This window comes from Streptomyces sp. NPDC087428, assembly GCF_044744085.1.
Taxonomy (GTDB): Bacteria; Actinomycetota; Actinomycetes; order Streptomycetales; family Streptomycetaceae; genus Streptomyces.
In genome coordinates this window covers 1-23,111 of the sequence record NZ_JBIUXR010000008.1, presented here as the reverse complement: position 1 = coordinate 23,111, position 23,111 = coordinate 1, and the positions used below count along the sequence as shown (strand labels likewise).

The following is a 23,111-nucleotide window of genomic DNA, read 5'->3' as shown; positions in this document are numbered from 1 at the left end:
TTGTCCCTGGAGTTCCCTCCCGACTGTGCCTGGCTGTTCGCCGCGCTGACCGGTGAAGTACCGCCGAACGGCGACGAGGACAAGCTGTTCGCGCTGGCCGAGGTCCACAAGGACCTGCACGGCAAGCTGAACAACGACATGAAGCAGCAGATCGCCGCCGCACTCGGCTACACCAGCGAGAGCTTCGACGGTGACGCCGCCGCGATGTACCAGGCGGCGATGAAGAGCTTCATCGGCGAGGAGGGGCTCAACTACTTCGACGCGGTCGCCGACCAGGCGCAGCTGCTGGCGACGTACACCCGCAAGGCCGCAACGCAGCTCCAGTACACCAAGTACATGATCATCGCCCAGCTGGTGGAGCTGCTGTTCGAGGCGGTCGTCGCGGCGGCGCTGGCGTTCTTCTTCGGGGCGTCGATCCAGGCGTACCTGGCGAAGTGCGCGATCGTGCGGTTCCTGATCCGCTCGTGGCTCGGGCGGGCGCTGATGACCCTGTTGATGCACCAGCTGATCAACGTGGGCATGGGCGTCGCGATGGACCTGCTGGTCCAGTGGTCGCAGCTCAACAAGGGCACGCGCGACGAGTACGAGGGCGACCTCACCAAGGGCGCGGCGCTGTCCGGCATGATCCAGGGGTTCCTGGCCGGACCGTTCCAGTTCCTGGGCAACAAACTGGGCAAGAGGCTCGCCGACCTCTTCGGCAAGGGCGGCGGCAAGCAGCTGGGCAAGGAGCTCGACAAGGCGTTCCCGCAGCCGCCCGTGCAGGGCCCCAAGGGTCCGAAGGGCGCCGGGCCGAAAGCCCCGAAGACGTTCGGCGAGGACTTCGCCAAGAACTTCGCGAACGACATCCCCCACACCACGGGACCGGGCGGCAAGGCGGCCGGGGACAGGTTCGTCCGCAACATCGGTGAGACCTTCAGCAACCACCTGGGCGGCGACAAGGCGGGTGCCGTCGGCCGCGACTGGGCGAGGACGCTGCTGGAGAACACCGGCAAGAAGGACCTCCCGAAGCTGCTGGACAACGCGCTCAAGCCGCTCGCCAAGGAGGGCAACGGCGCCCTGGGCAAGATCCTCGGCCAGGGCGCGGCCGACCAGCTCGGCAGGAGCGCCATACGGGCGATGGCCCAGTCCGGGGTCCACGGCATCACCGAGGGCGTGTCCGAGGGAGCGCACGCGGCGGTCTCCGAGGGCTTCTACAACCTGTTCTTCAGCGACGAGCACACGTTCAGCACCTCGGGCCTGACCTTCGGCTCCGGCATGGTGGAGGGGCGCGTCGGACACATACTGGAGGGCGCGGGCGACAAGCTCGGGGGCAATCTGCGCAACCAGACGCTGGAGGCCGGGTTCAAACTGCCCGGCGGCGGTCTTGAGACCCCGGGCGGTTCCACGGGCCACGAGTCCGGCGGCGGCACGGGGAGCAACGCGGGCAGCGGTCCGGGAGTGCAGTCGGGCCCGGTCACGGCGAGCGACGGCCTGAGCGATGACCTGAGCGACACCTCGTCGCTGCTCTCCACGGACGACGACGACACGGTCTCCAGCACCACCGACAACTCCTCTTCCGTAACACAGAAGTTGTACGACGACGAGGGCTTCGAGCTGCTCGACGTGTCCGGTCCCTCACGCGACGACCACGGCAACCTCGTCAGCGACGACGAGAACGACGGCAGCGGTGAGGGCGGTGTCCAGCCCGTCGTGGCGGCGCCGTCGACGACGACGCACCAGGGCACCACCGTCCCGTCCACCACGTCGGCGAACACGCCGGCCTCCACACCGTCCGTGTCACCGTCAGCGTCCGCGTCCTCGGACATGAACAGCACGTCGAACCGGCCGAACACGACCTCGACGGAACCCACCATGGAGGAGCAGGCACAGGAGCAGGCACAGGAGCAGGTCCAGGAGGAATCCTCCGCGGCCGAGGACCCGCACTCCGCACCGCAGACGCTCTCGCAGTCCGATACCCGGCTCACCCCCGCCGAGTCCCGCCTCGCCCCGTCCGAGAACTCCAACGATTCCGGCGGGTCCAGCGAAACCGACGGGTCCACCAAGGCTGCCTCCCCCGCCTGGACCAGCAGCCAAGCACCGCACACCGTCATCACCATCGACACCGACACCGACGTCCGCTTGGACATGGACATGGACGACGGCAACGAGAGCGACGGCGCTCCCGGCCCGAGCAATTCCACTCCGCCTCCCCCTCCCCCGCCTCCGCCCTCGAACGTGCGGCTGTCCGACGAGGTAAGGCGGTTCGGCACCCACGCCTCCGAGGGCGTCAGCGGCGTACACCTCGCGCCGATCCCGGACCAGGTCGCCACGGCCCTCCAGCGGCAGACGCTCACCACGCTGGAGACGCTCACCGGCACCCTCACCGAGACACAGCGCGCCGAGGCGCGCAACCGGCTGGCCGAACTGCTCTCCCCGCAGGCCCTCCAGGACAACCGTCTGATGCTGCTCAGCAGGGACGGCCACGTGATCACCCTGGACGTCGACGGCCGCCCGCGCTCGCTGGCCGTGCAGCTGCAACTGGAGCGGCCCAGGCCCTCCGCACTGTTCGGCGCGGGTAGCCGGATGCCGCCGCACAACAACGAGCAACGGCATGCGGCCGCGTTCGACAGCACGTCCACGGCCTCGACCACCGCTGTGCGCACCATCTCCCTGAATCCGTTCTCGAACACCTTCGGCGTGCTCAAGAGCTTCCTCACCGGTGTGCCCACCTCGTTGAGCTTCAGCATCACCCATCAGCAGACGAGCCTGTCGACGACCGTGAGCAGCGCCGTCAACTCCACCAGTCTGCTGCGCAGTACGGAGCCGGCCAGCCCGTTCGACTACACCGCTCTCGGCCGGGTGCGGGAGGCTTCCACGCCCCCGTTCCAGGAGATCCCGCCGGACCGGGCGGGGGTGCGGGAGCTCGGCACGGTCTCCGCGTGGTTCCCCGAGCACCTGGCCGTGCCCGGTCACGGCACGGCGGACGGCAACGTCTTCCGCCAGGAGGACACCGTCGGTTTCCAGGCGCACCTGAACGATTCGCCGCTGTGGGTGATGGACTCGATGTCCGACCCCGGCAGTCTGCTGCGCGCGGTGCGGGCCCGGTTCGGCGGCCGGCTCGACGGTCTCGGGCCCGGGTCGCTGGCCGCCGTGCAGAAGTACTTCGGCGCCGAGCACCTGCTCGGGGCCCTCCCCCTGCAACGGACGACGGACGACCCCGGCGGCAGCACGGGTACGTGGTCGCCGGTCCTGCTGGACAAGCGCGGCAACGCCGTCGGCGTGTTCAGGGTCACCGCGGAGGTGACCCGTCGCGAGGGCCAGGACGTCCGGGTCGGTCCGAAGTACAGCCTGGAACGCTTCCTGGAACGTCAGCTGAAGACCGACTCGCTGGCGAAGGTGTCCCAGGCGTACAGCGTCGAGGGCGGATTCGGCGGAGTGTTCAACGAGAAGCCGGAGGAGGCGGACAAGTCGTTCCGGGACTTCCATCTGAGTGGCTCCGTACAGCCCAAGGGCGGCTACGGCGTGCAGAAGGACAAGAGTCTCGGCGCGGGCGCCACGCACGGGGTGACACACAACATCCGCACCAACGGCGGTCACGTCCTCACCCCGGCGAACGTGGTCTACAGCGTGGAGTTCATCGCGGCGGACGGCACACGGACCACCCCCGAGACGATGCCGGTGACTCCGGTGCGGCTCCGGACGCTCACCCCGCAGACCGCGCGGGGCGCCGTGCCCGCGGCCGGTGCGCAGAAGCAGGCGCCCACGGAAGTGACGCGGCTGGACGCCATCGGCCTCACCACCACCCCCCTGCGGGTGAACGGCGCGGGCATCACCGCGGTCCTTGAGCAGGCGCGCGGCTGGCTCAGCGACAACGGCTACCTGCCGAGGCCGGGCGGGCAGGACGGCACGCTCATGGACGAGCGCCTGGTCAAGGCCCGTCTGGAGAACCTGCGCAAGCTCTCCATGCTCGGCTCGCAGCACGGTCTGCTGGGCACCATGGACGAACTGGTCGACGGCGGCCTCGTCCTGCACTTCGGCAAACCCGGGCTCGGCGGCGGTGTGGACCGCGTCCGGCTCCGCTTGACCCTGGACCGCGATCCCAAGGACACCACCGCCCCCACCCACGTCACCTCACTGAGCGATGTCCACCTGCCGAGCATCAGCAGCCTGTCCGTGCCCGGAACCAGCCAGCAGTCGTCCGGCAGCTCCGGCACCTTCCAGCTGGGCACCCAGCTGACCGGTCTCGCGCCCGGTCATTTCAGGGGCGCTCTCAGCGCGGACTACAAGGGCACCTGGCAGACGACGGACACCTCGACGGCCGGGGCTTCGGTCTCGCACTCGCAGATGATCAGTACGACCCAGCAGAAGACGGAGGTCTTCCGGGTCCCGGCCGTGTTCGCGGCCGAGATCACCGGTGGTTCAGGTCCGCTGCCGCCCGGTCCGTTCACCTCGGCCGGGCAGCCGGTCTCCGTCGATCTGGCGGTGCCGGAGAAGCGCACCGAGGGTTTCTCCGAGGCATACGGGGAGGCGGTGCTCCAGCCGGCCGGCACGCCGCTGCCGCCGGAGCAGGAGACGTTCCTGCTGCCCGACAGCTCCCTCGTCGACGTCGTACGCGGCAGCAAGCAGCTGTACGAGGCGGTCGACTCGATCCTGTCGGATCTCGCGGCGCCCCCGGTGGAGGAGGAGTCCGCGCAGCAGACCGGGCCCCTCGCGACGCAGAGTTCGCAGCCGTCGCCGATACCCGGCGCGTACCCGCAGGAGCACGCGGGCGACATCGAGCTGAACGAACTGGGCAACGCCGGTGGTTCCGGCCACGGCCCGACCCTGCCCGTCAGTACGGAACGTCCGTTGGCCACGGCCCCGGCCGACGCCCCCTCGTCGTCGTCCTGGTGGGCGGCGGCGGCCGGTGCCGCGAGGTCCGTCGTCGACTCGGTGGTGTCCATGGCCACGGTGGTCCGGCAGACCGTGTCCACCGGTGACCGCTCCGACCAGGGCCTGCTGCTGCACGAGGCGCTGCACGCCCAGCTGACGCCCGCCGCCCTGATGTCGCGCGCGCACCAGATGGTGAAGGGTGTCTTCGTCATCGACGACCTGTTCGTGCCGGGGGTGTCGGGCGGCACCGACCTGGTCGTCGAGGTACGGGCCGTGCTCAGCAATCCGCAGGACCTGGGCACGGTCCGGCAGTACGGCGAGACGGACCTCGGTGTCACCGACAGCGCCTCCCACCAGGTCACCCGGACCACCTCGCACGAGGGCGGGCCCGGATTCACGATGAAGTACGGCCAGAGCCGGGAGGAGGCCGAGCAGGCCGCCGCCGCGCCGCCCGTCACCGATGATCCGTCCGCGCCCGCCGCGCCGAAGCCGCCCACGGGCGGCGCGGGCGGCAAGGGCGTCTACGGACGGGGGACCGGCAACTCGGTGACGACGTCGGCGTCGACCAACATGACGCGGGTGCCCGTGGAGGACGGCACCCATCACCGGATCGGCGCGGACATCACGTACGAGGTGACGGTCCGCCGGGGGCACCGGCGGGTCTCGCCGCTGAACCGGTCGGCCGCCTCGGTGACGCGCACGGTCCATGTGCCGGGCGGCATCACGTTCCTGGCCACGGCCGATCAGCTCCGGCGCGGCGGCACGATGCTGGAGTGGATCGCGGGCGAGGAGACCGGGACGTCCCGCCCCGCCACCGCCCGGCTGCCGTACCGCTTCGTCGAGCACGGCGCGCTCGGACTCGCGGCGGTGCTGGAGGCGACGCCCCTGGCAGAGCCGCTCCCGGCCCCCGTCCCGGAGCCGAGTCCCGCCCTGACCGACGGGAGCAACTCCCAGGAGCAGAGCGTGGCCGGGCAGACGGCCGAGGAGCAGGAGACCGCGCACACGGACCGGCCCCGCCCCACCACCAACGAGGACCCGCGCCGACCCCATCTGCTGCGCGAACGGCTCACCGGCCTGGTCGAGGAGCACGCGCCGGGCAGCCTGACGCCCGGCCACCGCGGCTACGTACCCGGGCTGGCGCAGCGCATCGCGGACTACACCTCGCCCGCCGCTCTCGGCGCGCTGCCCGGCCGCGGCGCGGGCGGGCCGCTGAGTTTCAGCTTCCCGTACACCGGCGGTCCGACCACCCGTACCGTCACGCTGCGGGTGCACGGCAGGCCCGCGTGGACGAAGGAGCAGCTCCGGCTGGTGACCGGCCGGAGCGGCGACCAGGGTGCGGGGGTGGAGAACTACTCCGCCCACTCCCCCGCGAACGTCACCCGGAGCCAGGCCCGCACCACCCGCTGGGGCTTCTCACTGCCGGGCAGCATCGTGGTGCCGACGTCCGGTGAGAACTCCCGCAGGGCGACGTTCAGTCCCTCCGCCGGCGGCTCGACGACCCGTTCGGACAACGTGAGCACGACGTTCACCGCAGAGGACCGGCTGTGGCAACGCGTCGAGGGAGGCAACGAGTTCACGCTCGGGTACGTGTTCACCGCCGACCTCCGCGTTGAGGGCGAGTCCGGGACCCGTCCGTCCGTGGACGTGCCCGGCCGGGTCACCCTGCGGTTCTCCGGGGACCACGCCCGGCAGCAGGCCCCGGCGCCCCTGCCGGAGAGGGAGCGGCTCGACTACGTGGTCGCGACCGAGGACCCCACCCTCTTCGGCCCGCTCGCCGCGGCGACACCGCTGCGGCCGACCGGCAACGAGGTCGCGTACGCGCTCAGCAACCAGCAGGACCTGCTGCTCGCCGTGCGGGAGCTGGCGCCCGAGCTGGCCGGCGAGGGCCTCGGCTCCGGAAGCTCGTCCGAGGGTGCGGCGGTGCGGCTGACCGAGCTGCTGCACGGCGGGACCATCACCATGGACCCGGTGCGCGCGGCCGCCGGCGCGGGCGGGACCGTCACCGGGACGGCGAAGCACCCCATGGTCACCCTGTCCACGCGGGTGTTCCGGCCCCGGCTGATCGACACCGCCCGGAATGTGACGGTCGACCGGGTGCGGGTGACGGGCTTCAGCACGACGTCCGGCTCCTCGACGTCCCGCAGCAGTTCCTTCACCCTGGGCGTGTCCGGAACTCTGGGCTCGAAGGGCGGCTTCGACTTCGGCGGATCAGCGCCCCTCCTGTCGAACCAGTCCACCCCGGGCGGTCAGGGCGGCGGGGTGTCGGCACTCGCCCGGCACTGGGAGAAGACCGGCACCGCGGGCATGCCCGGGGCCGACCAGGGGCTGCGTACGTACGAGGTCGAGGTCGACACCGTCACCACGCTGACCGGCCCGACCGGGGAGTTGCGGTACGCGACGGGCACCGCGTTGCTGCGGGTGTCCGAACGCGATCTGCTGGGCCTCGGAGTCCTCCCCGAAGGGCACCGCGGCGAGGGCGTGTGGGACCTGTCCGCGCCGGACGTACGCGAACTGGCTCCCGCACAGGTCGCACAGCTGATCACCGCCTCCGGCGACGTGCTGCCGACGGGAGCCGTGGCGCAGCTGTGGCTCGACCTGGGCCCGGACCCCACCCCGGCCGCCCGGATCGAGGCGCTCTACCGGGCGCAGTCCATCGCCGAGGAGAGCGGGCAGACGCTGGAGCTGGCGCTGCGCGACGGCGACGGAACCCGCGTCTGGACCCTGGTCCCGGACAGCACCGTGTTCCCCGACCGGAACGGCGCCCGGGTCCGGCTCGACGCCGCACGTGAACGGTTGCGCCTGTTCGAGGAGGAGCACGGCAGACCGCCCGGCCCCGCCCCGGATCCGCGGGAAGCGCTGCGGCAGGCCACCGCTCTCCGTGCCGCCGCCGCTCTCGACCGGCAACGGGCACAGCAGGTGTACGCGGACCAGCAGGATCTCGTGACGGGCCTCGACCGCACGAGGAAAGAGGCCGGCAAGGCCCTCCTGGACGCGACCCGCATGATGGAGTCCACCCGCAAGCGCCTCACCGCGGCGGCCCCCGGCCGGGGCGACGCCCTGGCCCGGCGGCAGACCATGCTGCTCGACGCGGTGGCCGAGCTGGAACAGGCCGTCACGGCGTACGAGGATCTGGACGCGGCGGCCCGGTCCCTGGGCGAGGCGGACGCCGCACTGGAGCGGGCGGCACGGGCCGAGGACGCCGCGCGGCTGGAACACCAGTGGCACGAGGCGCGCCAGGCCGTCGAGCGGGCGGACGCGCGGCTCATCGAGACCGGCGTCGAGCTGCTCGCGCTCGGCGCCGGGATCTCGCGGGCGCACCGGACGGGCGGTACCGGAGTGCCCGGTCTCCTGCTGCCGCCGCTCTCGGACCCGACCGCTCAGTCGCTGGCCTCGCTCACCCCCCAGTGGCCCGCCCCCCGGGCCCCGGGCGAGGGCACGACGCCGCCCGCCACGGCCGCCGGCGGCGGCCGCAGGAGGGGCGAACGCACGGAGAACCCCGTACTTCCGCACGAGGTGGCCGCGTTCCACGAGACGACGACCGCAGCCGTGCACACCGAGCGGTTCGACCCGAAGCGGGTGCAGTCCCGTCGCGAGGCGGGGCGCCTCGACGGTTCGCTGACCCTGATCCGCAGCCACGTACGCCGGATGCGGATGCCGGACGGGCGGACGGTCCGGCAGTTCTTCGTGACGCTGCCGGTGCGGCTCACCGACGGGCTGGGCCCGCAGGACCTGGCGGCGCTGCGGACCCGCCTCCAGGCGACGCTGGACGCCCATGTCAACACCGGCTACACGCTGCCGGACTCGGGGGACCAGCTGCACGTCACGGTGGAGTTCGTGGAGTCGGCCGGGCACAGCGAGGTGGTGACGCTGTCGCAGTCGGACGGTCCGCCCGCACGCGCCGACCAGCGCGGGTGGGACGTCGGGCACAGCGACGCGGTGCTCACTCACGAGATCCTGCACTACCTCGGACTGGCCGACGAGTACTCCGACGCCGGGGAACGGCCCGAGGAACGCCATCTGTTCCGGCGCGACGACCTGGCGAGCGGGGTGCACCGCGAGGGCCTCATGGTGAGCACCGCGCAGGAGAGCCTGGAGAACCTTCCGCACGACTACCTCGCCACCATCGAACGGGTCAGTGAGAACGCGGTCATACCGCTGAGCCTCGGAGTACTCGGTGCCGAGGACAAGCCCGCGATCCAGGACAGCGACCGTCACCCGGCCGACAACTCCGGTGAGGTGCCGCAGCAGGGCGTCAGCCACAGTCCGCAGCAGCGGGACGACGGGCTGACGTACCTCAAGCAGCCGCACTACGCCTCCGGTGACCAGTTCGCCATCGCCGCCGCGCTCATGGCAGACCCCGCGCTGTCTGTCGTCATCACGTACGGGAAGGAGCAAGCCGCCTCATCGGACGACGGCCCTTCCGGCGAGGAGGCGGCGGATCTGCGGAAGGCGGAGACGATCCGGAGGTTCTACCTGGAATCCAGAATTCCGGACGCCCGGATCCAGGTGATCCACGCCGCCCGGTCCAAGGCCTTCTTCAAGTCGTTCGGCGATGACCGGGGGCTGAGCAGCAAGGAGAGAGGAAACCGGGTCCTGGGGGTCGGAGATGCCACCCGGATCGTGGGGGAGCGGTTCAGTACGGAGCTGCGCGAGAGCGTCAAGCAGTCCTGGAACCTGGATCAGGAGCAGGACACCGCCGTGGAGTCCTGGTTGGCGGCCAAGGGCGTCACCCTCGGTGAGAACGACCGGGTCGCGGTGCTGTGGTCGCGGTTCAGCGGCAAGAGGGGTGAAGTGCATATCGAGCACGACACCGGTTACTTCGGCCTCGCACAGATCATCGCGGGACTCGGTGACGTCAAGGCCGTGCTGATCGTAGGAGACTCCGGCGCCGAGCCGACCCGAGGGGCGGAGCTGTCTCCCGGCAAGCAGAAGCTCCGTTCCGTGACGGCGTATTTCAACGAAGGGGAACTCCCCGGCAGCGATGAGCGGGTGCACCACGACACCTTCGACGCGCGGGTGGTCGACCTCACCGAGTTCTGGAACGACCCCGGGGCCGGGGCCTGGGGAGGCACCACCCGTACCGGGCAGTTCCGGCTGTTCGACTACCTCCACCGTCACTCGACGACCCGGCACCTCGGCTTCCGCAGCGGCAACCTCGAAGCCATGGCGCTCATGGGCTTCCCCGTCCGCTACCTGGAGGAGCCCAACAGCGAGATGGGCGGCGACCGGATGACCGTCTGGCACACCGCCGGGACCGGAACGGACGGGACCGGGCGCACCACGCTGGGAGGCGTCGCCCCGGGATACGAGCGCCTCATGGTGAGCAGGCCCCCCACCCGCTCCGGGCAGCATCAGAAGACCCTGGAGCTGTCCGCGCGCGCGAAGGAGCAGAAGCACGCGCGGTGGCATGTCGAGGACCGGCTCGCCAAGCGCCTGGCCACATCCCGGCCGAAGGGGTTCACCGACGAGGACCTCGCCAACTTCGACGCCTTCCTGAAGACGGGCGATCCCGGTGGCGGCATCCCCACAGGCCTACGAGAGCAGGTACGGGACATCGGTCGGCGTGCCCACACGGAGCACATCGCGGTCGAGGGCCTGAAGCAGGACATCGCCAAGGCGGCACGCGCGAAGGACGCACAAAGACAGCAGGGCCTGCAGCGCAGCGCAGCGCTGGAGGAGCGGCTGCGCACGGCGCAGGTGGGGCTGGACACGATCGTCGCGGAGTTCTCCGCGCTCTTCAGCGCGGAAACGGGACACGAGCGCCAGGACATCCTGCGCGCCCGCAACGCGGAGACGCAGTCGGTCGCTCACCTGCTCACAGAGCCTCCGCCGTCGACCACCGGCACCGGTCGGCAGGGTGCGGAGCGGGGACCCGAGTCCCGGCTGGCCCCGGACAACGGGATCGAGCCGGCCGACAGCAGCCGGGCGCCCGGCAACGGGCGGCCGAGCCAGAATTCCCCGCAGGACCGACAGAACCAGCAGAACCGGCGGGGCCGGCCGAACCGTGACCTCGGTCAGCGCGGCTCCGACAACGGCACACGCGGGCGGGAACGCGGGCGGGGCGGCCACCACGGCGCCGCCGGCCGGGGACAGGGCATCCGCACCACCAGCACCCCGGGCACGGGCGGGTCGTCCGGTCCTTCCCCGAGCCCTCAGCCGGCTCCCACGGCCCGGCCCTCCCTGACGCAGGAGCTCCGGTACCGCAACGCCTCCTTCACCGCCCTCACCGGGGACGTCACCGGGCACGGCACCCTCACGCCGCAGAGCTACCTCGCGCACGTGGCCGCCGGCGTCGGACAGGGGCACCCGGCCTCGTACGTGGTGAACGCGATCGTGGACGGACAGACGTTCGCGCGGGAAGGCCGGCTCCAGAGCTTCATCGACTCGGTGCTGCGCGGGCTGTCCCCCGCGATGCGAGGGCGGGTGGCCATCGTCATCGGCGTCAACGGGCGGGTCACTTCCGAGAACGAACGGTCGCTGCTCCTCGACGCCGTCGACGCCGGAACCCGCAACATCGACTCGCCGGTCCCGCTGGCCGTCGTCGCCGTGCCCATGCGGTGGAGTTCCAAGACGTTCCCCTTCGGGGAAGCGCGCAACACGACCCTGACGAGCGACGCCACCCGGCAGGCTCTGCACGGCCTCATCACACGGAACAGCCACCCTTACCTGTCCTTCATGGACTTCGACGACTACCCGCACACCACGCCGTCCGGCGCGCACGTCTTCGACCACTTCGCGCGGGAGCTCGCCTTCCCCCCGCACACGACGGCCGGCCCCGCCGCGGCGATACCGCCGCTGCGGCCGCTGCTGATGTCGGGCGGCTACCGGATTCCCGACGGGACCGACGCCCCGGGGCGTGCCCAGCTCGTCAGGGAGACACGCGAGCGGTGGCAGCGGTACAACGCGGAGAATCCGAAGAAGAGTCTCGGGGAGCCTCCCGCAGACCTGGCGGACATGGTCGATGAGTTCGACCGGGAGATCAGGGAGGACATGCGGGCCAGGGCCCGCATGGTCGGCCAGGCACCGTTCCAGGCCTACTCACCGGAGCCGAACCTCTTCGTCGACGGGCTGGCCACGCTGCTGGGGGGCGACGGATCGACGCCGCCCCCGGTCCGGTTCAGCACGGGCAGTGCCGAGTTCAACGGTCTGGCCCTGTCTTTGATGCACCTCGCGGCCTGGGAGATCGTCCAGGACCACGGGACACGGTCCCCCGCGGAGCTGAGGACGGCTGCCGAGCTGCTGCGTCCCGCCGTGCGCGGCACCGCCTTCGTGATCGACTTCGAGAATGCCGCGACACAGACCGATCTGTCACGGCTGTATTTCGGCATGCTCCAGTCCCGGCGCGCCCTGGTGACACAGGCGTCGCCCGAACTCACCGAGTCGCAGATCGACCGGCACCTGCTGCGCGTTCCGCAGAGCCACCTCAACCCGGTCCCGTACACGAAGCTCTTCCAGGAGCCGGGCCCTTCGTCCGGGACGACTCCGTCGAAGGCCGACACCTACCGGGCACTGGCAGACCTGCGCGAATCCGGGGTGCCGCTGACGGATCCGCCCTCCTCCGAGAACGTCAACCGAACGCCGACGGTCCTTGATGTCCTCGCGCGACGGGAGCTGCTGACAAGGCTGTCGACACCGATGCCGCACCAGGACGGCCTGTGGGCCGGACTCCAGCCGGGTGCGCCGAACCCGTACGCGTACGCGATGAACCTGCTGTACGGAACCGACGCGGGAGTACTTCAGCGGAGCTTCCACGAAATCGTGTCGACCTACCTCACCCCGGCCGGTGGCCACACCCTGACCACGCGGCCCGGATCGTTCTTCGCCGCCCTCGCGCAGGCACTGGCCACCGGGACTACAGCGCGGCGGGACACCGCCTCCTCCGCCGCCGTCCACGTCCCCCTCGACGACGCCGTGCGGCAGATGCTCGTGGGCCTCCAGCAGACATACGCCACCACCTCCAGCGCCCGGGAACTGCTCGCGAACGCCGCACGCCAGGGGCTGACGGTCGAGGACCTGACCACCCGGCTGTTCACCGGCCGCGTCCACCCCATGGACCACGGCCTCGACGACTACGTCAGCGGACGGACTGAACCCCGCCCCGGCCGGTCGACGCCCGTCGCGTTCACCCTCGACGGCTCCGCGCAATTCCTGCTGGACCTCTACGCGAACTCCCTCGGACGCGCCCTCCACATCACGGGGCCCGACGGAACGGTCCACTCCCTCGGTCCTGACACGGACACCGCGCCGCTCCGCATCAGCTGGCGGGCGGGCGAGGGCTGGTCGGCCGCCCCGGAGGACAGCGGGAACCAGCGGGCCAGGGGCGAGGGGGTGGACCGGAGTCCGCGCCCGTCGTCGGCTCCCGCCACGGCCCCCGCCCCGACCGCGATCCAGGACACGGCCACCACTGCCGTGCCCACCGAGGGGTCCGACCCGGAGCATCGGGAACACGGGCCCGCCACCTCGGCGCTCTCCGACCTCGCCCTGGACATCCTCACCGGCGGGTCCGCCACCGGCCCTGAGCGTCCCGCGTGAACATCCGGAAGCTATGGTCAGCGTCCCAACCAGGCACAATCGTTGATGGAGGGTCAGTGCAGCGCAGCGGCTTCACCCGGCGGGAGGGCTCCCGATGAGCGGACTGACCTCGCGGCTGCCCCGGTGGCGCGGACGGCGCTCGGCGGCGGAACCGTCCCCCGGCCCTGCCTCGCCCGGCCCCGTCGCCCGTGATCCGGAGGGCCCTCGTACGGTCCTCGACGAGTTCGGCGCGGCATCCGGTCCCGACGGCGCGTCCGGGTTCCTGCTGCGCTCCTCCGCCGACCGCCGTACCTCCGTGCGGGAGCTGGCCCGGAACCTGCGCGTCGATCGGGACCGCCCGGTGGTCATCGTCGATGTCGCACCGGACGCGGCGGGGAACCTGGGCGAGGAGCTGGGCGGCCTGCTCGCCCGGCTGCGCGACGAACACCGCTCCGCCGCCCGGCTGGTGATGGCCGGCGCCGCCGCGCGGAAGCCCGACGGGCAGCTTCCGCTGGCCCAACGCCTGGCTGACGCGTGGGACTTCGAGATCGAGGCGCCGGACGCCGCCGCGGTCCTGGTGCCCGGCGGCGGGCTGTACGTGACCGAGCCCGCGAGCCCGGCGGGCGGCTGGTGGCGCTTCGCGCGGGGCGCGGAGCCCTTGGCCCTGGGAGCGCGCATACCCGCCCCGCGCTGGCAGCGCGCACTGGCCCGGGTGCCGCTGGGCGAACTGGGCGACCACACGGTCCGGCCGATACCCGCGGGCCTGCTGCTGCACCCCACGGGGACGGCGGCGCCCCGCCCCGGCGATCTGGCGTTCGCCCTCGCCGTGCACCCGGACCGGCTGACCGTTCTGGTGAACGGCGCGGACAGCCGGAACGACCTCGCGGAGGACCTGGCGACGCTGCTCGCCCGGCTGCCGGCGGAACTGCGGGACCGGGTGCGGCTGGCCCCCGGCGGCGGAAACGATCTGCTGCCCGTCGCCCAGCGCGTGGCGGACCTGCTCGGCACCGAAGTGGAGGTCTGCACGGGCCTCCCGCTCTCCGTGCCGAACCCCTCGGACGGTACGTACCAGGAGCAGGTACGGCTGGTCTCGGCCGAGGGCGAGAGCACCTGGCCCGCACTGCTCGCCGCGGTGAGCTGCGCCCCGGCGGAGACGGGAGCGGAAGCGGAGACGGCGGCCCCGCGTCCGCTGCGGTGGCTGCTGCCCGACGCCGTGGCCGGCCCGGATTCGGAACCCGCCGTGGGGCGCCTGCCCGGCGGATCGTACGTGGTCGCGGTGCGGGCCGGATTGTGGGTGGGCGCCACCCCCGACCCCCCGGCGGCGGTACGCGACCGGCCCGCCGAGGCACGGGCGGTGCGGATCGAGGTGGCGGACGCGGACGGCGACGGACAGACCGGGGGCACCCTGCTGAAGGCGCTCGCCGCTCTGTTGCCGGAGCTGGACGCCCAGGTCCGCGAGCACGCAGAGATCGCCTCGCCCGCCGGTGCGGGAGCGGAGACGGTGGACGCGCTGCGGCGCTTCGCGGTACGGAACGCGCTGATGTTCGCCGCGCCGCCCACGCGGTCCGCGCCGCCCACGCGGTCCGCTGCGGCTGCGGCTGCGACACCCGCGCCCGTACCCGCCGCGTCCATACCCACCGCGCCCGCGCCCATACTCGCCGCGTCCATACCCCCCGCGCCCGCGCCCCCGACGAGCGCTGCCGTGCCGCGCACCGCGACGCCGCCCCCGGTCCAGGTCACTGCCCAGGCCCCCGCTCAGGCCCCCGCGCCTGCCTCGCGTCCGGCCACCAGCAGCGGCCACACCGGACTGCCCAACTCGCCCGCGCCGGAAGCCGGGCCGCTCCCGCAGGCCCCGGAACCCCGGACGGCCCCGCAGGTCGCATCGGCCCCGAGCACGCCGGCGTCCCCGACGAACCCGGCCCCCAACCCGGCCCCGGCTCCGGCCCCGGCTCCGGCCTCCGCTCCGGCCTCCGCTCCGGCTCCGCGCGCACCTGAACCGCCGGTCCGCGTCGCCGCCGCACCGTCCCGGCACTCCACCGCCCCGGCCCCGGCCGGCCTCAGCAGTGGCGCCGACCGGGCCGCCTTCCGCGAACTCGCGGCGTCCGTCTGGGAGGAGCACACCGGGCCGGTCAACCGGGCGCTGGTGCATCTCCCCGCCCTGCGGGGGCCCCAGGAGGAGCAGGCCCGGATCGACCTCGTCGCCGTACACCTGTATCTGACGGCTGCGCCGGACGGACGGTTCGGAGCGCTCGCGCTCGCCTCCGACGCGGCCTCGGGCGGGGGCGGGCTGGCCCCGTACGCCGCCTGTCTCGCCTCCGGGCTGCGCAGACTGCCCGCGCTGCGGGGGACCCTGCTCCGGGCCGTGCCGGGGCCCGGCATCGCGGACGACGTCGTTCCGGGAACCGTGCTGCGCTGCGACGCGCCGCTCGACGTCGTGCACCTGGAGCAGAAGGGTGCTCCGGCGCCGCCGGACGGCCATGTCCGTTACGTCATGAGGCCGGTGACCGCACGCCGTACGTCGGTGCTGGCGGCCCCGGGTGACAGCGGTGCGACAGCGCTCTTCGCGGCGGGTACCGAGTTCTCCGTACTGGCCCGGCACGAGGCTTCCGAGGAGGCTCCGGCACGGGTGCTGCTGGCCGAAATCCCGGGCGGGACGCGCCAGTTCCGGGCGCCGTCGGACGAGGCGGTCGCACGGCTCGACGAGGCGGCGCGCCGGGACGGCGGCGCGACGGCCGCCAGGTGGCCGGAGCGCTGCACCGGCCACTTCCCCGGCTCCACCTGATCCGGCGGCCGGCACCCCGGCCGCCCGTTTTCCCGTCCCCATCCTGATCCGTCCGAGAGGCATGTCATGGCAACCAGCGAGTCAGCCGCAGCCGGTGCGGAGTCCGGCACTCCCGGCTCACCGGTCCCCCGCGCCGCGGCGGTTACGGTCCTGGCCGAGGAGCCGTCCACCGGACTGTTCCCGGCGAAGCCGGAGGCCGGGACCGCCGCCGCCCCGCCATCCGGCAGCGGCACCCCGGCCACCGTGTCCGCTTCCGCCGCCCCGGCCGCCGCCGAGGGCGAGAAACCCTCCCGAACGCAGGCCGGGGCAGAGACAGAGGCAGCGGCGGAGGCAAGGGCGGAGGCCGAGGAGCAGCCCGAGGCGGAGACCGCGCCGGAAGCCGCCACCGCCACCGTCGCCGCTGTCGCCACGACCGGCGCGGCCACCTCCGCCGAGACCGAGACCGAGACCGCAAAGGCCACCGCCACCACCACCGGCGCCCGCCGCACCGGAGTGCTCCCGCTGGGCCGCCCCGGCAAGCCCCTGATCGCGGCAGCCGTGGCGGGCGGGCTGGTCCTGGTCGGTGTGCCGTTCCTGATCTCCGGGCTGTCCGGATCGAGGGACGACACCTCGCCGCCCTCCGCGCTGGCACCCGCGGGCAGCCGGATGGGCCCCGACGGCTCGGGCCCGGGTTTCGTGCCGGGCCGGCAGAACGCGCCCGGTGACAAGCTGCCGGAGTCCGACGGCAAGCCCTCCGCCGGTTCCGGGACGGGCGGCTCGGGAACGGGCCGCGCGGCGACGGGCGGAGTGCACGAGGCCGGGACGAAGAATCTCGCCACGGGCACCGGCGAAGTGGCCAAGGACGCCAAGGCAGAGAAGGACGACAAGGCGGAGAAGCACGCCGCGCCTTCGGCGTCCAAGTCTTCGGCAGCCAAGGACAGCGCCGGCGAACCGGCCGACAAGCCCGTGTCGACCGAGCAGGAGCGGGTGGCCCCGGTGACGTACAGCCACTTCATCGGGCCCGGCTGCGACACTCCGGGCTTCGCCACGTCCAACCAGTGGCGCGACGGCCTCCAGGGCTGGGTCGGCAGCACCGGCAGCCAGACGTCCTACGGATGCAGCGGGTTCTACTACAGCGTGCCGCTGTCCAACAGCACCACGAAATCCACCGGCTACGCCCAGTGGAAGTTCCCCACCGGGTCCGTGACCAAAGGCAGCTGCCAGGTGTCCGTCTACATCCCGAACGTCAAGAACATCAGCCGGGTCGGCGGCAACCCGGCCCACTACGCCGTCCACCGCTACTTCGAGGCCAAGCCGAGCACCCAGATCGGCACCTTCGAGATCAACCAGACCTCGCACCTGGGTCAGTGGATCAACGCCGGAACGTTCCCGGTGAGCACGGGCAAGATATCCGTCGTGCTGGAGAACCGCGGCAGGACCTCGGGCAACCGGCACGCCGCCGCCGCTCCGATCAAGGTGAACTGCACGGCGTCGTGACCGGGTGCCCGGGGCCGGTCCTCAGGCCCGGTCCGCGCCGGTCCGGTCGCCCGGACCGGCGCCCTGCCGCTTCTGCTCCCTGATCATGTCGCGGTACCAGGCGTACGAGTCCTTGGGCGTGCGCCGCAGCGTCTCGTAGTCGATGTGGACCAGACCGAACCGCTTGCTGACCCCCTCGGTCCACTCGATGTTGTCGGTGAGCGACCAGGTGAAGTAGCCGCGTACGTCGACGCCCGCGTCGATGGCCGACCGCAGGGACTTCAGATGGGCGTCGAGGAAGGCGATCCGGCGGGTGTCCTCGGTCGGTTCGTCGAAGGCGCAGCCGTTCTCGGTGATGTAGAGCGGCGGGAGCCGGTCGCCGTAGCGGGTGCTCAGCTGGACGAGGGTCTCGCGCAGTCCGTCGGGGACGACGGGCCAGCCGAAGTCGGTCGTCTCGTAGCCCTCTATCTCCCTTATTCCGAAGGGCAGTTCGGCGGGCATGTCGAAGCCGGCGAAGGTGTCGAGGGAATCGCCCCTGGGCGCGCCGACGCGTGTGGGGTTGTAGTAGTTGACCCCGTACCAGTCGAGCGGGGTGGAGATGGTCTTCAGGTCGTCCTCGACCGGGCCGGGCATCAGTGCGGCGAAGTTCTCGTCGGGGTAGCGGCCGGTGAGGAGCGGGTCGGAGAACAGCCGGTTGGTCAGTGTGTCGTACAGCTCGGCGGCGAAGCGGTCCTCCTCGGACTCCCCCGCGGTCCAGACCGGGGAGTGCGAGACGGCGATGCCGATGTTGTCGGCCCCCGCGGCGCGCAGGGCGCGTACGGCCAGGCCGTGGCCGAGTAGCTGGTGGTGGGCGGCGGGCAGCGCGTCGAAGAGGAGGGCGCGGCCGGGGGCGTGCTGACCGAGTGCGTAGCCGAGCATGGTCACTTCGGCGGGTTCGTTGAGGGTGATCCACATGGGTACGCGGTCGGCGAGGCGCTCGGCGACGATGCCCGCGTACTCGGCGAAGCGGTAGGCGGTGTCCCGGTTGAGCCAGCCGCCGGCCTCGTCCAGGGGGAGCGGGGTGTCCCAGTGGTAGAGGGTGGGGGCGGGGGTGATCCCGCGGGCGCAGAGTTCGTCGACGAGGCGGTCGTAGAAGTCGAGCCCCTGGGGGTTGACCGGCCCGCTGCCGCCGGGGACGACGCGCGGCCAGCTCACCGAGAACCGGAAGGCGTCGGCGCCGAGACCGGCCAGCAGGGCGACGTCCTCGCGGTAGTGCCGGTGGAAGCCGGTGCCGCGGCCGGTGTCGGTGCCGTCCTTGATCCGTCCGGGCCGCGCGGCGAAGGCGTCCCAGCCGGAGGGGCCCTTGCCGTCGGTGTCGGCGGCCCCCTCGGTCTGGAACGCGGAGGCGGAGGCTCCCCAGAGGAAACCGGGTGGGAACGTCGGCACAGTCATCTCGGCCTCCACAGCCGTAAGTAAGAGGGGGTGCGTATGGCAGAAGCCGGCAGGGCAGTGATCAGGACCAGACCTTAATCGCCAGTAACGGGCTGGATCCAGTGTCAGCGGTCGGTGATCGCGGCTTCTGCCGACCATGGGCCGGGACGAGAAGACGAGGAGACGCGCATGCTGTTCGAGGTATGGGCACCGGATGCGGGATCGGCCGCTCTGCGGCTGGCGGGTGAGCCGCGGTCCATGGAGCGCGATCCGGTACGGGCGGGCTGGTGGACGGCCGACGCACCGGCCGCGGACGGTGACCGCTACGGGTTCGTCCTCGACGGCGGGCCGGTGCTCCCCGACCCCCGCTCGCGCCGCCAGCCGGACGGGCCGGACGGCGAGAGCGCGGTCGTCGACCACTCCACGTACCGGTGGCGCGAGGACTGGGCGGGGCGCGGGCTGCCGGGGGCCGTCCTGTACGAGCTGCACATCGGCACGTACACCGCGCAGGGCACCTTCGACGCGGCGGCGGCGCGGCTCGGGCATCTGGCGGAGCTGGGCGTCACCCATGTCTCGCTGATGCCCGTCTGTCCCTTCCCCGGTGTTCACGGCTGGGGGTACGAGGGGGTGTCGCTGTGGGCCGTGCACGAGCCGTACGGCGGCCCGGAAGGGCTGAAGCGCTTTGTCGACACGGCGCACGGGCTGGGGCTCGCCGTCGTCCTGGACGTGGTCCACAACCACCTGGGCCCCTCCGGCAACCACCTCCCGGCCTTCGGCCCGTACTTCACCGAGACGCACCACACGCCGTGGGGCGCGGCGGTCAATCTGGACGCCCCCGGCTCCGACGAGGTGCGGGCGTTCCTGCTGGGCAGCGCGCTCGCCTGGCTGCGCGACTACCGTCTGGACGGTCTGCGGCTCGACGCGGTCCACGCGCTGGCCGACACCCGGGCGCTGACGTTCCTGGAGGAGCTGTCGGCGGCGACCGACGCGCTCTCCGCCGAACTGGCCCGTCCGCTCTCGCTGATCGCGGAGTCCGACCTCTGCGACCCCCGTACGACGACGCCCCGGGAGTCGGGCGGCACCGGACTGCACGCGCAGTGGAACGACGACTTCCACCACTGTCTGCACACCTCGCTCACCGGCGAGTCCCAGGGCTACTACGCGGACTTCGCCGTCGCCCCGCTCGCCGCGCTCGCCAAGACGGTGACGCGTGCCTTCTTCCACGACGGTACGTACTCCGGCTTCCGCGGCCGTACGCACGGCCGCCCCGTCGACGTCACCCGCAGCGCCGCCCACCGCTTCGTCGGCTACGCCCAGACCCACGACCAGATCGGCAACCGGGCGCTCGGGGACCGGCTCGCCGCCTCCCTCTCCCCCGGTCTGCTGGCCTGCGCGGCGGCGCTCGTGCTGACCGGGCCGTTCACACCGATGCTGTTCATGGGCGAGGAGTGGGGCGCCCGTACGCCCTGGCAGTTCTTCACCGACCACACCGATCCGGAGCTGGCCGAGGCCGTACGCAACGGCAGACGGCGGGAGTTCGGCGCGCACGGCTGGCCGGAGGAGGACATCCCGGACCCGCAGGACCCGGCCACCCGGGACCGCTCCTGCCTGGACTGGAGCGAACCCGGCCGGGAGCCGCACGCCCGGCTGCACGCCTGGTACCGCGAGCTGATCGCGCTGCGCCGCGCCATGCCCGACCTCTGCGACCCGGATCTGGCGACGGTGAAACCGGCGTACGACGACGAGGCCCGCTGGCTCGCCTTCCGCAGGGGCGATCTGCGGATCGCGGTCAACCTGGACGAGAAGCCCGCCACGATCCCGCTCGGCGGCGGCCGGCACCGCGGCGGCGGGGGCCGGGTGCTGGCCGCCTGGCTGCCGGTCGAGGCGCCCGGCGCGGACGGGGCGCTGCACCTTCCGCCGGAGTCGTGCGTGGTGCTGGCCGACGGCTGACGGGCTACTCGACGATCGCCAGTTCGCGTGCGGTGGCGTTGAGCCGCCGGCCGCCGTCCTGCGTGACGGTCACGATGTCCTCGATCCGCACGCCGAACCGGCCCGGCAGATAGACGCCGGGCTCCACGGAGAAGCACATGCCGGGGACGAGCGGCTGCTCCTCGCCCTCGATCATGTACGGGGGCTCGTGGGTGGTGACGCCGATGCCGTGGCCCGTGCGGTGGATGAACCGGTCGCCGTAGCCGAACTCGGTGATGACCGCGCGGGCGGCCCGGTCGATGTCCTGGCAGGCGGCACCGGGCCGGACCGCCCCGCAGCCGGCCTCCTGCGCCTCGCGCACGATGTCGTGGACCCGCTGCTCCTGCGCGGTGGGTTCACCGACGTGGACCGTACGGGAGGTGTCGGAGCCGTAGCCGTGCTTGAGGCCGCCGAAGTCGAGGACGACCATGTCGCCCCGCTCGATGGTGCGGCTCCCCGCCTCGTGGTGCGGGTTGGCGCCGTTCGGCCCGGAGCCGACCACGGTGAAGTCGACCTGGGAGTGCCCGTGCTCGGTGAGCAGCCGGGCCAGGTCGGCGGCGACCTCGGTCTCCGCGCGGCCCGCGAACCGGACCGTGAGGATCTCCTCGTAGGTGGCGTCGGCGGCGGCGCCCGCCGCGGCGATCCGCTCCAGCTCGGCGGCGTCCTTCACGGCGCGGAGCATCGGCAGCGCCTCGGTGAGCGAGGCGTACGAGGTCCCGGGCAGGTGCTGCTGGAGGCCGAGCAGATGCATCGCCCAGGCGTTGTCGCTGATCCCGAACCGCCCCTTCGCGTCGAGCAGCGGCGCGGTCACGGCGTACGGGTCCTTGCCGTCCGTCCAGTCCCGCAGGGTCAGGGCGGGCGCGCCCACCGCCTGTTCGGCGTCCGGCGCCTCCAGCGTCGGTACGACCAGGACGGGGTCCTGCCCGGCGGCGAGGACGAGCAGGGTGAGCCGCTCGGTGACCGCGGTGGGCCGGTACCCCGTCAGATAGACCAGATCGGGTCCGGGCGCGACAAGCACGCCCGCGAGTCCGGCGGCGGCGGCGCTCTCGGCGGCACGCGCCATCCGGGCCCGGTAGTCGTCGGCGGTGAACGGCACGGGCTGGTTCGGGCTGGACATGCGGGACCTCCTGGCGGCACGGAACGGCTCCCTGCATCCTGCCGGTACGGACCGCCGGGCGCGAGCGGTCAGGGGCGAGGGCTACGCGGTTCCTCCCGGGTGCCGGGAGTCAGCGCCTGCCGGAGCCGTACGACGAGGTCGGCCCGGTCGCGGCCGGGGGCGACGAGCCGGGCGTTCGCCTCGTCGGAGCCGGCGGCCCAGCGCTCCGCGTACGGCCGCGGCTTCCCGAACCGGACGTGCCGGTCGACGAGCCTGCTCATCCGTACGTCCTGGTCGAGTTCGAGGTACCACGCCTCGTCGAGCAGCGCGCGCACCGGCGCCCAGCCGTCCTCCCCGTGCAGCAGGTAGTTGCCCTCGGTGATGACCAGCGGAACGTCCGGACCGACCGGGACGGACCCGGCGACCGGCTGCTCCAGGGCCCGGTCGAACGCGGGGGCGTACACGACGGTCCCCGGTTCCGGTGCCCGGAGCCGCCGGAGCAGGGCGGCGTACCCGGCGGCGTCGAAGGTGTCCGGCGCGCCCTTGCGGTCCGCCCGGCCGAGCCGTTCCAGTTCGGCCTGGGCGAGGTGGAATCCGTCCATGGGCACGAGCGCGGCGAGCGGCCCGAGGGCGTCGGCCAGTTGTCCGGCGAGGGTGGACTTCCCCGCGCCTGGCGGGCCGGCGATTCCGAGGACGCGGCGCTTCCCGGCCAGGGCGAGCCGACGGGCGCGGGCCGTCAGCCCGGTGAGGTCACTGGTGTCCATGGCGGATATTGTCCCGCCAAGGGCTGTCCCGCAATTGCTGGCGGATCAGCGCGCGGCGTCAGATGCGGTGCATCGCAAGGCGGAGGGACGTCCGCATACTGGATGTATGTGGACGTTCCGACAACGCGGTGAGGTGCCGTAGCTGTCGTCGCACGCCCGCCAGGAATTGCGGGACAGCTCTTAGGGCTTGCCGGGAATCAAGGTGTTGCTTCCGGTTCTGGTTGTCGTTGTTGTGGTATGCGCATCGCGGACGAAACTCGTGACCAACTCGCCT

General features: G+C 72.5%; 7 protein-coding genes. 4 read left to right on the top strand and 3 right to left on the bottom strand.

The window, feature by feature from the left end; translation table 11 throughout:
- From ACIO3R_RS18030 to ACIO3R_RS18020, 3 genes are all read left to right on the top strand, one after another.
- The gene (locus ACIO3R_RS18030; RefSeq protein ID WP_402106647.1) at positions 1 to 13,383 is read left to right on the top strand and encodes a hypothetical protein; all 13,383 of its coding nucleotides are present in this window, start codon (positions 1 to 3) and stop codon (positions 13,381 to 13,383) included.
- A 94-nt stretch (positions 13,384 to 13,477) separates the two neighbouring features.
- The gene (locus ACIO3R_RS18025) at positions 13,478 to 16,144 is read left to right on the top strand and encodes a hypothetical protein (RefSeq protein WP_402106645.1); all 2,667 of its coding nucleotides are present in this window, start codon (positions 13,478 to 13,480) and stop codon (positions 16,142 to 16,144) included.
- A 66-nt stretch (positions 16,145 to 16,210) separates the two neighbouring features.
- Complete coding sequence (locus ACIO3R_RS18020) at positions 16,211 to 17,620, top strand: hypothetical protein (protein ID WP_402106642.1); 1,410 nt, start codon at positions 16,211 to 16,213, stop codon at positions 17,618 to 17,620.
- A gap of 21 nt (positions 17,621 to 17,641) precedes the next feature.
- On the opposite strand, the gene ACIO3R_RS18015 is transcribed toward ACIO3R_RS18020, so the two are convergent.
- Entirely contained in the window at positions 17,642 to 19,030 is a 1,389-nt protein-coding gene (locus tag ACIO3R_RS18015) for a GH1 family beta-glucosidase (RefSeq protein WP_385347089.1), read from the bottom strand.
- Between the two features lie 168 nt (positions 19,031 to 19,198).
- On the opposite strand from ACIO3R_RS18015, the gene treZ reads away from it, so the two are divergent.
- Positions 19,199 to 20,959 carry a malto-oligosyltrehalose trehalohydrolase gene (gene treZ, locus ACIO3R_RS18010; RefSeq protein ID WP_402106639.1) on the top strand — a complete coding sequence of 587 codons (1,761 nt, stop codon included), beginning with the start codon at positions 19,199 to 19,201 and terminating at the stop codon, positions 20,957 to 20,959.
- A gap of 4 nt (positions 20,960 to 20,963) precedes the next feature.
- Here the strand turns inward: treZ and ACIO3R_RS18005 are convergent, their stop codons facing one another.
- Together ACIO3R_RS18005 and ACIO3R_RS18000 are read right to left on the bottom strand one after the other, a co-directional pair.
- Positions 20,964 to 22,094, bottom strand: coding sequence for an aminopeptidase P family protein (locus tag ACIO3R_RS18005; protein ID WP_402106636.1), 1,131 nt, complete (start codon positions 22,092 to 22,094; stop codon positions 20,964 to 20,966).
- A gap of 68 nt (positions 22,095 to 22,162) precedes the next feature.
- Positions 22,163 to 22,837 (bottom strand): nucleoside/nucleotide kinase family protein, encoded by a 675-nt coding sequence (locus tag ACIO3R_RS18000; protein ID WP_402106633.1) that lies wholly within the window; start codon positions 22,835 to 22,837, stop codon positions 22,163 to 22,165.
- Positions 22,838 to 23,111 lie beyond the last annotated feature (274 nt).

Coding starts and splice junctions, on each gene's coding strand:
- ACIO3R_RS18000 (WP_402106633.1), bottom strand. CDS start 22,837: ATGGACACCAGTGACCTCACCGGGCTGACGGCCCGCGCCCGTCGGCTC.
- treZ (WP_402106639.1), top strand. CDS start 19,199: ATGCTGTTCGAGGTATGGGCACCGGATGCGGGATCGGCCGCTCTGCGG.
- ACIO3R_RS18020 (WP_402106642.1), top strand. CDS start 16,211: ATGGCAACCAGCGAGTCAGCCGCAGCCGGTGCGGAGTCCGGCACTCCC.
- ACIO3R_RS18015 (WP_385347089.1), bottom strand. CDS start 19,030: ATGACTGTGCCGACGTTCCCACCCGGTTTCCTCTGGGGAGCCTCCGCC.
- ACIO3R_RS18005 (WP_402106636.1), bottom strand. CDS start 22,094: ATGTCCAGCCCGAACCAGCCCGTGCCGTTCACCGCCGACGACTACCGG.
- ACIO3R_RS18025 (WP_402106645.1), top strand. CDS start 13,478: ATGAGCGGACTGACCTCGCGGCTGCCCCGGTGGCGCGGACGGCGCTCG.